General features: G+C 73.2%; 8 protein-coding genes. 1 reads left to right on the top strand and 7 read right to left on the bottom strand.

Annotation, left to right across the window (positions count from 1 at the left end):
- Positions 1-6: 6 nt before the first annotated feature.
- The 7 genes from WQ56_RS07650 to WQ56_RS07615 form a co-directional block, all read right to left on the bottom strand.
- The gene (locus WQ56_RS07650) at positions 7-777 is read right to left on the bottom strand and encodes a 2,3-dihydro-2,3-dihydroxybenzoate dehydrogenase (protein WP_047136481.1); all 771 of its coding nucleotides are present in this window, start codon (positions 775-777) and stop codon (positions 7-9) included.
- 93 nt (positions 778-870) lie between these two features.
- Positions 871-5,145 carry a non-ribosomal peptide synthetase gene (locus WQ56_RS19265; protein ID WP_231583374.1) on the bottom strand — a complete coding sequence of 1,425 codons (4,275 nt, stop codon included), beginning with the start codon at positions 5,143-5,145 and terminating at the stop codon, positions 871-873.
- Entirely contained in the window at positions 5,145-5,390 is a 246-nt protein-coding gene (locus WQ56_RS07635) for a phosphopantetheine-binding protein (RefSeq protein WP_047136480.1), read from the bottom strand. Before WQ56_RS07635 ends, WQ56_RS19265 begins: the two co-directional genes overlap by 1 nt.
- Positions 5,387-6,022 carry an isochorismatase family protein gene (locus WQ56_RS07630; protein WP_047136479.1) on the bottom strand — a complete coding sequence of 212 codons (636 nt, stop codon included), beginning with the start codon at positions 6,020-6,022 and terminating at the stop codon, positions 5,387-5,389. Before WQ56_RS07630 ends, WQ56_RS07635 begins: the two co-directional genes overlap by 4 nt.
- A gap of 451 nt (positions 6,023-6,473) precedes the next feature.
- Positions 6,474-8,120 carry an AMP-binding protein gene (locus tag WQ56_RS07625; RefSeq protein ID WP_047136558.1) on the bottom strand — a complete coding sequence of 549 codons (1,647 nt, stop codon included), beginning with the start codon at positions 8,118-8,120 and terminating at the stop codon, positions 6,474-6,476.
- 16 nt (positions 8,121-8,136) lie between these two features.
- Positions 8,137-9,321, bottom strand: a complete 1,185-nt coding sequence (locus WQ56_RS07620) for an isochorismate synthase (RefSeq protein WP_047136478.1) — start codon at positions 9,319-9,321, stop codon at positions 8,137-8,139.
- Positions 9,318-10,529, bottom strand: coding sequence for an MFS transporter (locus WQ56_RS07615; RefSeq protein ID WP_047136477.1), 1,212 nt, complete (start codon positions 10,527-10,529; stop codon positions 9,318-9,320). The genes WQ56_RS07620 and WQ56_RS07615 overlap by 4 nt, the downstream gene beginning before the upstream one ends.
- A gap of 265 nt (positions 10,530-10,794) precedes the next feature.
- On the opposite strand from WQ56_RS07615, the gene WQ56_RS07610 reads away from it, so the two are divergent.
- Positions 10,795-12,831, top strand: a complete 2,037-nt coding sequence (locus WQ56_RS07610; RefSeq protein WP_082132258.1) for a TonB-dependent receptor — start codon at positions 10,795-10,797, stop codon at positions 12,829-12,831.
- The last annotated feature ends 61 nt before the right edge of the window (positions 12,832-12,892 follow it).

The following is a 12,892-nucleotide window of genomic DNA, read 5'->3' as shown; positions in this document are numbered from 1 at the left end:
GAGTGCTCAGCCGCGCAGCGTCGCCCCGCCGTCGACGTACAGGTCCTGCATCGCGACGTGGCCGGCCTGCTCGGACAGCAGGAACATCGCGGCGTGCGCCACGTCGACCGGCTCGGCGAGCTTGCCGAGCGGGATCCCGCTCTTGAACGTCTCCAGGCTGCCGGCGATCACCCTCGCCTCGCCGTCGGCATCGGCCCACATGCCGGTCTGCATCGGCGTGCGCGTGGAGCCCGGCGCGACGAGGTTGCAGCGGATGCCCAGCGGCGCAAGCTCGAGGCCCAGGCAGCGCACGAACATCGTCGCCGCGGCCTTCGACGCGGCGTAGGCCGACATCGCATGCCGCGGGATGCCTGCGGCGTTGGAACCCACGACGACCAGCGCACCGCGCCGGCGCGGCGCCATGGCCCGGGCGAGCGCCCGGCCGACATGGAACACGCCGTCGGCGTTGACCGCGAACGTACGCCGCCACTCGGCGTCGCTGGTCTCGAGCACCGGCGTCGTCGACAGCACGCCGGCGACGTGCGCGGCGAGGTCGATCGGCCCGAGGTCCGCCTCGACGCGCGCGACGAGCGCATCGACCGCCGCCGCATCGGTCACGTCGAGCGCGAACGCATGCATCGGCGCGACGCCGGACGCATCGGCGATGTTCGGCACCTGCAGGTCGGTCGCGACCACCGTCGCGCCGCTGGCGCGCAGCAGTCGCACGACCGCCGCGCCGATGCCGCCGGCGGCGCCGGTGACCAGCGCGGTCCTGCCTTCGAAACCCGTGAGTTGCATGTCGATCTCTCCGCGATGTGGATTCGTCCGCGCGCGAGCGCGCGATGTTCTTTGCGTGCAGCGCCGAAAAACGCATCGCGCGCAAGCGCGCGCCTACAGGGGCCGGTCGAACGCCGCCAGCCGCGCGTCGAGCAGCGGCGCGATCGCCGCGGTCGCGTCGCGGCCGGTCAGTTCGCCGTGCCGGAACGGCAGCTCGACCGCCTCGACCCGCGCCGCGTGCGCCTGCCACAGCGCCGACTGCAACTGCGGCCGGTCGACGTGGTCGAGGCCGGCGCGCACGTGCAGCAGCGTGCCGTCGTAGCGCGCGTGGTGGTGCAGGCGCACGAGGCGGTTGGTGTCGACGACCGCGCGCACGACGCCGTCGAGCACACGCCCGGGCAGGTTGCCGAGCGCGCTGTCGCCGCGACGCAGGAAGTCGACGATCGCCTCGCGGCTGCGCAGGTCGGGATAGCGGTCCGGATCGTAGCCGGCGATCGCCAGCAGCGCGCGCAGCGCATCGACGGCATCGGGTTCGGGCTCGGCGCGCCAGCACTCGCTGGGATAGGCGTCGAGCAGCGCGAGGACGCCGACCTCGCGGCCGAGCGCGCGCAGCCGCACCGCCATCGCCTGGGCGAGGATGCCGCCGACCGACCAGCCGAGCAGGTGCAGCGGGCCGCCCGGCTGCAGCGCCGCCACGCGGCGGGCGTAGTCGTCGGCGAGTGCGTCGATGCTGCCGGGCAGCGGCTGCGCCAGGTCCAGTGCCGGCGACTGCAGGCCATGCACGTCGCGCCGCGGCTGCAGCGCACGCGCCAGATCCCGGTAGCACCACGCGATGCCGCCGGCCGGATGCACGACGAACAAGGGGGCGCGCTGGCGTGCCGCGTCGCCGCGCGCCAGCGCGACCGTCGGGCCGAGGCCGTGGTCGGGCGCGGCGTCATCGGCATCCAGCAAGGCCGCGATGCCGGCCACGGTCGGGGTGGCGAACAGCGCGCCCAGGCCCGGATCGCGGCCGAAGCGGCGCTGGATCGCCAGCAGCAGGTGCACCGCGGACAGCGAATCGCCGCCCAGCGCGAAGAAGTCGCCGTCGCCGCCGACGCGCTCGACCCCCAGCGCCTGCGCGAACAGCGCGGCGACCGCAGCCTCGGTCGGCGTGCGCGGCGCCACGAACACACCGGCGTCGAACGCGGGCGCCGGCAGTGCGTCGCGGTCGAGCTTGCCGTTCGCGGTGACCGGCCAGGCGTCCAGCGCGACGAACGCGGCCGGGACCATGTAGTCGGGCACCTGCGCGGCGACGGCCGCGCGCAGCGCCTCGGCATCGAACGCATCCGCATCGGTCGGCTGCAGGTAGCCGACCAGGCGCCGGTCGCCGGCGCGATCCTCGCGCACGATCACCGCCGCCTGCGCGGCCTGCCCGCTCGCGACGATCGCCGCCTCGATCTCGCCCAGTTCGATGCGCAGCCCGCGCAGCTTGACCTGGTGGTCGCTGCGGCCGAGGAACTCGACCGCGCCGTCCTCGCGCCAGCGCGCGAGGTCGCCGGTGCGGTAGAGGCGTTCGCCGGGCCGGTGCGGGTCGTCGATGAAGCGCTCGGCGGTCAGGTCGTCGCGGCCGAGATAGCCGCGCGCGAGCTGCACGCCACCCAGGTACAGGTCGCCGACCACGCCCGGCGGCAACGGCCGCATGCGCGCGTCGAGCACGTACAGCCGCGTGTTCCAGACCGGGAAGCCGATCGGCACCGGGCGCGACGCGTCTTCGGCCGAGGCAGGCCAGAAGCTCACGTCGACCGCGGCCTCGGTCGGCCCGTAGAGATTGTGCAGCTCGGCACGCACGCTGCGGTGGAAGCGGTCGCGCAGGTCGGCGTCGAGCGCCTCGCCGCTGCAGAACACCCGGCGCACGGCCAGACCTTCGGCGTCGGGCGCGGCCAGGAACGCCGCGAGCATCGACGGCACGAAATGCAGCGTGGTGATGCCGCGCGCGCGGATGATGCGCGCCAGCGCGACCGGGTCGCGATGCGCATCCGGCGGCGCGACATCGAGCACGGCGCCGGCGATCAGCGGCAGGAAGAACTCCCAGACCGAGACGTCGAATGTCGCCGGGGTCTTCTGCAGGATGCGGTCGGACGCATCGATGCCGTAATGCGTACGCATCCATTCCAGGCGGTTGACGATCGCCCGATGCTCGACGACGACGCCCTTCGGCTCGCCGGTCGAGCCCGAGGTGTAGATCACGTACGCCGCGTCGCCGGGGCGCGCGGGCGACGCGAACGGCGCGTCGGCGCGTTCGCCCCCACCCAGCCCTCCCCCGCTCGCGGGGGAGGGCTCGATTCCCGCGGTCGTCGCCAGCAGCCGGGAAACCCCACCTCCCCCACCTGCGGGGGAGGTCGGCGCCGTAGGCGAAGGGTGAGGGCCGGGCGCGTCGCGGCGTTCGCCCCCACCCAACCCTCCCCCGCGCGCGGGGGAGGGCTCGATTCCCACGCTCGTCGCCAGCATCCGGGAAACCCCACCTCCCCCGCTTGCGGGGGAGGTCGGCGCCGAAGGCGACGGGTGGGGGCCGGGCTTGCCGCGGTGCTCGCCCCCACCCCACCCTCGCCCGCTCGCGGGGAAGGGCTCGATTCCTGTCTCGGTCACGCTGACGGCAGGCCAGTCGTCCGGCGAGAACAGCGGCACGTCACCGGGCCACCGGTGCGCGGTGTCGCGTGCGGCCAGCACGCAGAGCGGCCGCGCCGAGCGCAGGATGCGGGCCAGCCGCTCGTCCGGGTGCGCGAGGTCGAGCGGCAGGTAGGCGCCGCCGGCGCGCAGCACGGCGACCAGCGCGATCACCAGGTCCAGCGAGCGCGGCAGCGCGACCGCGACGACGCCGTCGCGTCCGAGCCCGCGCGCCTGCAGCGCACGCGCCAGCGCGCGGGTGCGGCGGTCGAGCTGGGCGTAGGTCAACGTCGTGTCGCCGAAGGCCAGCGCCGGCGCGTCCGGCGTCGCCGCCATCGCCGCCTCGATCAGCGCGGCCAGCGTGGTGTCGGGCAGCGGGTGTTCGGTCGCGTTGAAGTCGAGCAGCGCGCGCCGCGCCTCGTCCGGCGTGGCGAGCGGGATGTCGTCGATGCCGTCGGCCGTACAGGCCGCGACGAGGAACGCCTGCAGGCGCTGCGCATGCGCGGCGATGTCGGCGGTCGTGTACAGGTCGGGATTGGCCTCGAACTCCAGGTCCAGCGCGGTCGCGCCGTCGCCGCGGAAGCCGATCGTCACGTCGTCGATCGGCCCGGTGCCGAGGATCTCCAGCCGCAGCTGCGCGCCATGCAGCCGCGGCGGCCGGTAGAACGGCTGCACGTTGACCAGCGGGCCGTGCAGGCGGCGCTGGCCGCCGATCAGCCCGAGGTCGCGGCGCAGCTGCTCGCCGCGGTAGCGACCGTGGCGCCGCCCGCGCACCAGCGCGCGCGCGATCGCCTGCACGAACCCGGCCAGCGATGCGCCCGGCATCGCCGGCACGCGCAGCGGCAGCACGTTCATGACCATCGCCGGCACGCGCGCCGTCGCGCTGCCCAGCCGGCCCATGTACGGCACCCCGACCACCGCTTCGGCCTGCCCGGCCATGCGCCGACAGTACTCGGCGGCCAGCGCGGTCAGCACGTCCGGCCAGGGCTGTTCGAGCCGCTGCGCCAGCGCGAGCAGGTCGGCCCGCAGCGCCGCATCGAGCGCGATGTGCAGGCGATGGCAACCGTGCGCGGCCGGCGCGAACCCCGCGCCCAGGCCGGACACCGCCGGCAGGCCGGCCAGGGTCTCGCGCCAGTAGGCCGCGTCCTTGCTGCATTTCTCCGACGCGGCGTAGGCCGCGTCCTCGGCGATCGCGCCCTCGAACGGCGCGAACGGCGTGCCCGCGTCGGACCCGCCGCGCGCAGCGCCGTACAGCGCCAGTGCGCGCTCGGTCAGCAGCGCCATGCCGTAGCCGTCGGTGGCCAGGTGGTGCACGCGCAGGTACCAGACGAAGCGGTCGCCGCCGAGCACGTACAGCCGCTGCAGCGCGAGCCGGTCGCGTGCCGGATCGACCGGCGTGTCGCGGTCGCGCGCCATCGCCACCCGCGCGGCGACTTCGGGCTCGGTCGCCTGCGACAGGTCGACGACCGCCAGCCGCGGCAGGTGGTCGGGATCGACGCGCATCCGCGGTCCATCGGCAGCATCGCGCATGCGCAGCGACAGCGCCGGCGCCTCGGCCGCGGCCTGCCCGGCCGCGCGCACGAACGCATCCACGTCCAGCGCGCCTTCGATCCACAGCGCATGTGCGGTGTTGAACGCCGGGTTGTCCGGCGCCAGCCGCTGCGCGTACCACAGGCCGGACTGCGCCTGGGTCAGCGGCCAGTCGCCGGCCGCTGCGTCCGCGGGTGCGCCCACCGCCTCGGCCATCAGGCGATCTTCTGCTGCAGGTCCTGCACCACGCGCCACCAGCCGGCCAGCGTGGTGTGCTCGGCCAGGTGCGAGAACTCCAGCGGCAGGCCGGACTCGCCCCACTTCATCACCAATCCGAGCACGCGCATCGAGTCAAGGCCCAGATCCATCAGGTCGTCGTCGTCGCCGATGTCCTCGGGTGCCTCGCCCAGTTGCCGGGCGATGTCGGCGCGCATGCGCGCCAGGGTCAGGGGGTCGCTCATCGCAACAGCTCCAGGATCCGGTCGGTGGTCAGCGGAACGCCGCAGGTGCGGGCGATCCAGTGCAGCGCAATGTCGTGGTCGGCGCGGGTGAAGTCGGCGACGGCATCGGCGGCGACGAACGTCTGGATGTCGCGCTGGAACGCCTCGGTCGCCGTCGAGAGCACGCCGATGTGCGCGTAGACGCCCGTGATCAGCAGCTGGTCGCGACCGCGCGCCCGCATCAACGTCTCGAGATTGCTGCGCTGGAACGCGCTGTAGCGGTGCTTGACCAGCACGTGATCGCCATCGACCGGCGCCAGCGCATCGACGATCGCCTCATGCTCGGGCGTCGCACGCATGCCCGGTCCCCACAGATCGGCCTGCAGCCCACGATCGCGCCGATCCTGATTGCCGCGCTGCGCGGTGTAGAATACCGGAATGCCCCGGCTGCGCGCATGCGCCAGCAGCCGCGCGAGGTGGGCGATCGCCGGCGCGATCGGCGCGGCCTGCGCCTCGTAGGCCGCCAGGAAATAACGCTGCATGTCGTGCACCAGCAGCGCGATGCGGCCGGTCTCGGGCACCCACTGACCACGCGCGGCCGGCAGTTCGGCCGCAGTCGGCAACGGGTATGCAGGAATCGTCGGAAGGCCCATGTCTACTCGCTCAATCCATTTGCAATCGTGACCACACGCCCGGCACTCGCCTCATTCGCAAACGCCGGACGATCTGTTTCGGAGACGGCTTCGCAGGGGGCCAGAGCGACCTTCCCGACCGCGCACATGCAACCATTATCCGAAGGCACCATCGAAACGTCCGCGGCAGCGGACTGGTGGCCGGTGGCCGCGCCAAGCGCGCCAGGGATGGCGCGCGCCCGAGTCAGGGCAGGATGCCCTGACCGAGGGACAAGCAGCTGCCGGCCAGCAGGCCGCTGCCCATCTAAAGCAGCAGGCACGGACAGGTGACCGATGGCGCGCTCCCGAGCCAGGACACGATGCCCTGACCGAGAGACAAGCGGCTGCGGGCCGGCAAGCCGGTTCCCAACCAACGCAGAAGCGCACGGCTCCTCACTTACGGAGATAGCGCTCAACTCGCGCACACACGTCATCATGCACCCTGCTCAGCCAGGAACCGCGCGCGTAACTGCGCGCGCAGCTCACGACGGCTGACCTTGCCCACCGCCGTCGTGCCGAACGCATCGACGAACACGATCTGGTCCGGCACCTTGAACGCCGCCAGCCCCCGCCCACGCACCCAGGCCTTCAACTCGGCAGGTCGCGGCCGCGCCTCGCCCGGGATCACGAACGCACAGCTGCGCTCGCCGAGGAAATCGTCTGGAATCGACACCACCGCCGCATCGAACACCTGCGGATGCGCGAGCAGATGGTCCTCGATCTCCTCGGCCGAAATCTTCTCGCCCGCCCGGTTGATGTGGTCGGTCGCCCGCCCCTGCACCACCAGGTTGCCGTCCGCGGTGCGCTGGACCATGTCGCCGGTGCGGTACCAGCCGTCGTCGGTGAACGACCGCGCATTCGCCGCCGGGTCGTTGTGGTACGCGCGGATCGTGTACGGCCCGCGCGCGAGCAGGTGCCCCGTGGTGCCGTCCGGCACCGGCGCCCCCTGATCGTCGACGATCAGCACCTCGTCGTCGGGACTGATCGGCCGCCCCTGCGTCCGGACCACGACCTCCTCCGGATCGCCGAGCCGGGTGTAGTTGACCAACCCCTCGGCCATGCCGAACACCTGCTGCAGCGTGCAGCCCAGCCCCGCGATGACCCGGCGCGCGGCCTCGGGCACCAGCTTCGCGCCGCCGACCTGCACCACCCGCAGGCTCGACAGGTCGTGCGCGGTCTTCGCCGCGGCGTCGGCCCACAGCAGCGCCAGCGGCGGCACCAGGCCGACGCAGGTCACGCGCTCGCGCGCGATCAGCGGAAACGCCACGTCCGGCCCCGGCCCCGGGCTCAGCACCACGCACGCGCCGGCGTACAGCGCGCCGAAGAACCCCGGCGAGCTCATCGGGAAATTGTGCGCGGCCGGCAGCGCGACCATGTACACACTGTCGCGGTCGATGCCGCACAGATCGTTGCTGGCGCGGAAGCTGTAGATGTAGTCGTCGTGCGTGCGCGGGATCAGCTTCGACAGCCCGGTGCTGCCGCCGGAGATCTGCAGGAACGCGACCGACTGCGGGTCGGGGTCGCCCGGCAGCGCGGCGCGATCGCCGTCGAGCCCGGCGACCGGTACGAATTCCCCGCCGTCGCCGACCACGAACACGTGGCGCACCGCCGGCACCTCGCGCTGCAGCTCGCGCGCCAGCGTGCGGTAATCGAAGGCTTCGTACTTCTCCGCGCAGACGTAGGCGACGGCCTCGGCCTTGCGCGCGAAATGCGCGACCTCGGTCAGCCGGTGCGCCGGCAACGCGTAGACCGGGACCAACTGCGCGCGGAACAGCGCGCAGACCACCGCGACGAACTCCGGGATGTTGCCCAGCTGCACGACCACACGGTCGCCCGGCGCCAGGCCCTGCGCCAGCAGCCCGGCGGCGATGCGCTCGGCCTCGTCCCACAGCTGCGCGTAGGTCCAGCGCACTGCGCCGCCGACCACGGCAAGGTCGCCGGAAAAGCGCTGCGCGCGATCGCGCAGGAAGCCCGGGAAGGTCTCGCCGCGCCAGTGGCCGGCCGCGCGGTAGTGCGCGACCCGGTCGTCGGGCCAGACCTGGCGCAGCGGCAGGCGCTGCGGTGCGGGGGTGTCGCTCATGGCATCCTCGATCGAATCAGGCGGCGCGCACGTCGTCGATGCCCAGCGCATCGAGCAGCGCGCGGAACTTGGCGGCGGTCTCGTCGACCTCGAGCGCCGGCTGCGAGCCGGCCACGATACCCGCACCGGCGAACAGGCGCATCGTGCGGCCCTGCACGCGCGCGCAGCGGATCGACACGTACCAGTCGCCGTCGCCCTGCGCGTCGGTCCAGCCCACGGCACCGGCGTAGAAGCCGCGGTCCACCGGCTCGAGCGCGCGGATCGCCGCCAGCGCGGCCTCGCGCGGCGTGCCGCAGACCGCGGGCGTGGGATGCAGCAGGCCGGCGAGCGCGGCCGAGGACACCGACGGATCCTTCAGCGTGCCCTCGATCCGCGTGCCCAGGTGCCACATCGTCGCGGTCGCGTGCAGCGCCGGCTTCGGCGGCGCCTGCAGCCGGCTGCACAGCGGCGCGAGCGCGTCGACGATCGCCTCGACGACGTGGCGGTGCTCGTCGTGGTCCTTGGCCGAGGCCAGCAATGCCTGCGCGGCACGTGCGTCCTCGTCCGGATCCCGCGCGCGCCGCGCCGAGCCGGCCAGCGGATGCGAGACGACCGCCAGGCCGCGCCGCGACACCAGCAGCTCCGGCGTCGCGCCGACCAGCCACGCCGGCGCCTCGCCGGCCGCGACCGGCAGCGGGGCGACGTACGCGGTCACGCTGGCGTCGGTGCCCAGGCGCAGCGCCAGCGCCAGCGGATCGATCGGCGCATCGGCGTCCACCCGCAGGCTGCGCGCGAGCACGACCTTGCGCAGCGCCGCGGCATCGTCCGAATCGCGCAGCCGGGCAACGCCGCGCGCGACCGCGGCCGCATACGCCTCGGCCGGCGGCTCGGCGGCGGTGCCGCGCAGCGGCGGCGGCCACACCGACATCGGCGCCGCGTCGACGGTCGCCGCCACGCGCGCGGGCTGGTACAGCGCGTCGCCCGCGTGCGGGTCGAACGGCAGCGCGCCCACCAGCAACGGCGGGCCGCCGCGCGCGGCTGCGAAGAACGCCGCCACCCGGGCGCCCAGCGTGGCCGCCGGGCCGGGCGGCAGCGAGGCCAGCCGGCCCGCCGCGGACACCGGACGGCCCGGTCCCTGCAGCGCGAACCAGGTCGCCGCGGGCGCGCCGTCGGCTTCCGGCGGTCCGGCCTCCGGGATCGGCATGCGCGGCGACTCGGTCATCGCGCCGCCTCGCGCGGATGCAGCGCCGCGGCAAGCGCCAGCACCAGCAGCACCGCGCCGACCAGCAGGTACGGCGCGCTGGGCGACCAGCGGTAGAGCAGCGTGCCCAGCAACGGGCCCACGACCATGCCCATGCCCTGGACCGAGGCGACCGTGCCGGCCGCCGCGCCCTGCTCGTGCGCCTCGACCGAATCGGCCGCCAGCGCCTGGAACGAGGGGAACACGAAGCCCATGCCGAACGCCGCGACGCCGTAGGCCAGCAGCAGTTGCCATTGCACGGCGACCAGCGACGACGACGCGAAGCCGGCGGCCGAGACCAACGCGCCGATCGCGATCCAGCGCGCCGGCGGCACCGTGCGCAGCCGCATCACCAGCGCCTGGGCGCAGACCAGGCCCAGCCCGACCGCGGTCAGCGACATCCCGGCCGCGCGCGCGCCGTCGGCCGGCGACAGGCCGAGCCGGTCGATCGCGAAGAAGCCGACGACGACCTGGGCGATCGTCACCGAGACCATCGCCGCGAACACCGCATAAACCGGCAGGCGCAGCCGGCGGTCGGAGACCGCCATCGCCGGCCGCGGGCCCGGACGCGGCGCCGTCGCGGCCGGGGCCTCGGGCAGCCGCCACCACAGCACCGCCAGCGACAGCAGCGGCAGCGCCGCCGCCAGGTACAGCGTCAGCGCGATGCTCCGGTAAGCGATCCAGCCGGCCGCGGCCGGCCCCAGCACCATGCCGATCGCGTTGGCGCTGCCCAGCCGCGCCATCATCGCGCCGCGCCCGCCCGGCGGCACCGCGTCGGCGATCAGCGCCGCGGCGGTCGGCGGCACGGCCGCATAGAACAGCCCGACGAGCGCGCGGGTGGCGACCAGCACGACGACCGACAGCAGCACCGCGGGCGGATGCCGCAACGCCAGGTCCACGAACGCCGCCATCGCGATGTAGACCACCGCATAGCCGACCAGGCCGGCGAGCAGCACGCGACGGCGCCCGATGCGGTCGCTGAGCGCGCCCCAGCGGCGCGCCGACAGCATCCACAGCACGCCGGCGGCCGTCACCGACAGCCCCGCATGCCACTCGGCCAGGCCCAGCAGGCGCACCACCGGACCGACGACGGCGACGAACGCCATCATCGCCATGGTCCCCGCGAGCGCGGTGAACACCAGCGCCGACAGGCCGGGCACGCGGGGGGACGCAAGGGGGACAGCGGACATGCGGGAAGGTCTCGATCCGCCGGCAGGACCGGCGACAGCGCCAGGGAAGGGGCGGCGATGCCGCCCCGCGCCAGCCGGACGGGCCCGGCCAGCGCAACGGCCTAAATGATACCAAGTCTCATTTGAGACCTGTAGACATCTGGAATTGATTGAGAATCGTTCGCAATAAACGTATCATTAACGTCGCAGTCGCGTCGCGAGCGTGCCCGCGGTCGCGTCGAGTCCCTCCCCTCTCTTCGTCCGACGACTTTCCGGAGTTTCCACGATGTCCCGCTCTCCTGCCGTCTCCCTCCTCGCGGCCGTGGTCGCGCTCGTCCTGGCGCATCCCGCCGCCGCCCAGTCCACCGCGCCGGCGTCGTCGGCGACCGAATTCGACACCGTCGTGGTCACCGCGACCGGCGTCCAGCAGTGGATCCGCGACGCGCCGGCGAGCATCAGCGTGATCACGCGCGAGGAGATCGAACGCAAGCCGGTCAGCAGCATCGGGCAGTTGCTCAGCACCGTCCCCGGCGTGACCGGCGGCTACGCGCTGTCGGGCGCGCAGTCCAAGATCCGGTTGCGCGGCCTGCCCGAGCAGTACACGCTGATCCTCATCGACGGACGCCGCCAGGGCAATTCGGCCGGCGTGAACTACCGCGACGACCTGGGCCCGCAGGACCTGAACTGGCTGTCGCCGGACATGATCGAGCGCATCGAGGTCGTCCGCGGTCCGATGTCGTCGCTGTACGGCTCCGACGCGATGGGCGGCGTGATCAACATCATCACCCGCAAGATCGCGCCCGAATGGGGCGGCTCGGTCACCTACAACTACAGCCGGCCCGATGCGTCCGACCGCGGCGACACGATCCAGCTCGGCGCCCAGTTCAGCGGCCCGCTGACCGACCGGCTCGGACTGCGCGTGGGCGCCAACCTGACCGACCGGGCATCCGACACCGGGCCCCGGCAGACGCCCGGCAACAAGGCGGAGAACGCCAACGCGCTGCTCAACTGGCGCGTCACCGACGACCACACCATCGGCATCGAGGCCTCGCGGGGCGTGCAGCGCAACATGGGCGATGGAGAGGTCGCGGCGTGGGGCCTGTCGAAGCTCGAACACACCGGCTACGTCGTCAGCCACGACGGCCGCTACGGCGACAGCAGCACGTCCAAGGCCACCGTGGTCCGGAACGAGTACGAGGACACCGGCAGCGACGTGGGGACCCGCTCGAAGGAAACGGTGTTCGACGCGGTGTTCAACACCGGATTCGATTGGGGCGTGCCGCACGCGCTCAACGTCGGCGGGCAGTGGAAGCGCGAGGAACTGCGCAACGAGGCGACGATCGGCACGGTCCCGGTGACCTGGACCGGCAGTGGCCGGATCAGCCCCGAGAACGAAGCCGATTCCTGGGCGCTGTTCGCCGAGGACCATCTGTCGCTGCGCGAGAACCTGACGCTGACGCTCGGCCTGCGCCTGGACAACACCGACAACTACGACGACAACCTGAGCCCGCGCATCTACGCGGTCTGGCATCCGTCGCGCGACTGGACGATCCGCGGCGGCGTGTCCGAGGGCTTCCGGGCACCGAACCTCAAGCAGGGCACGGCGGGCGCGGCGACCCAGTCGCGCGGCAACGGCTGCACGAGCCTGGTCGTCGAGGGCTGGAGCAACCGCGCGGTCAACGCGGACGGCACCACGGGCTGCTACATGGCCGGCAATCCGAACCTGGAGCCGGAGACGAGCACCAACTACGAGATCGGTGCCGGCTTCGACCGCAACGGCTGGTCGGTCGCCGCGACCTATTTCCACACCGACTTCGAAGACAAGATCGAGCAGGTGCCGCTGCGCGACCTGCCCGGCTTCGACTCCAGTTTCGTCAACGGCTACTGGTGGACGGTGGCGCAGAACATCCAGGAAGCGCGCACCCGCGGCGTCGAGGCCAGCATCGTCGTGCCGCTGCACGAGCGCCTGACCTGGACCACCAACGCCACCCGCATGCTCGAATCGAAGAACCGCACCACGGGCGCCAACCTGCTGGTCGTGCCGAAGCTCACCGCCAACTCCTCGCTCGACCTCGACCTGACCGAGGCCTGGTCGCTGAGCCTGAGCGCCCAGCACATCGGCGAGCAGCTGGTCGCCGCGTCGAGCAACACGTTCGCCAAGGCCTACACCACCTGGGACCTGGCGACCGGCTACGACGTCAACCGGCACCTGACCCTGCGCGCCGGCGTCCGCAACCTCGGCGATACCTCGACCCTCGAGGAGGGCAACAACTACGACGGCGGCGCGCGGACCTGGTTCGTCGGCGCCACGGCACGCTTCTGAGCCGCCGGCCATGCGGGACGCGGTGCCGCCCCGCATGGCCCTCACGGCAAGATTGAGAATC

The sequence above is a fragment of the Luteimonas sp. FCS-9 genome (assembly GCF_001014645.1).
Taxonomy (GTDB): Bacteria; Pseudomonadota; Gammaproteobacteria; order Xanthomonadales; family Xanthomonadaceae; genus Luteimonas.
The sequence above is the reverse complement of the archived record's forward strand: the minus strand, read 5'-3'. Positions and strand labels throughout refer to the sequence as shown.

What these genes read in the sequence shown, in the direction of transcription:
- WQ56_RS07650 (WP_047136481.1), bottom strand. Translation starts at nt 777, where the DNA reads ATGCAACTCACGGGTTTCGAAGGCAGGACCGCGCTGGTCACCGGCGCC.
- WQ56_RS19265 (WP_231583374.1), bottom strand. Translation starts at nt 5,145, where the DNA reads ATGGCCGAGGCGGTGGGCGCACCCGCGGACGCAGCGGCCGGCGACTGG.
- WQ56_RS07635 (WP_047136480.1), bottom strand. Translation starts at nt 5,390, where the DNA reads ATGAGCGACCCCCTGACCCTGGCGCGCATGCGCGCCGACATCGCCCGG.
- WQ56_RS07630 (WP_047136479.1), bottom strand. Translation starts at nt 6,022, where the DNA reads ATGGGCCTTCCGACGATTCCTGCATACCCGTTGCCGACTGCGGCCGAA.
- WQ56_RS07625 (WP_047136558.1), bottom strand. Translation starts at nt 8,120, where the DNA reads ATGAGCGACACCCCCGCACCGCAGCGCCTGCCGCTGCGCCAGGTCTGG.
- WQ56_RS07620 (WP_047136478.1), bottom strand. Translation starts at nt 9,321, where the DNA reads ATGACCGAGTCGCCGCGCATGCCGATCCCGGAGGCCGGACCGCCGGAA.
- WQ56_RS07615 (WP_047136477.1), bottom strand. Translation starts at nt 10,529, where the DNA reads ATGTCCGCTGTCCCCCTTGCGTCCCCCCGCGTGCCCGGCCTGTCGGCG.
- WQ56_RS07610 (WP_082132258.1), top strand. Translation starts at nt 10,795, where the DNA reads ATGTCCCGCTCTCCTGCCGTCTCCCTCCTCGCGGCCGTGGTCGCGCTC.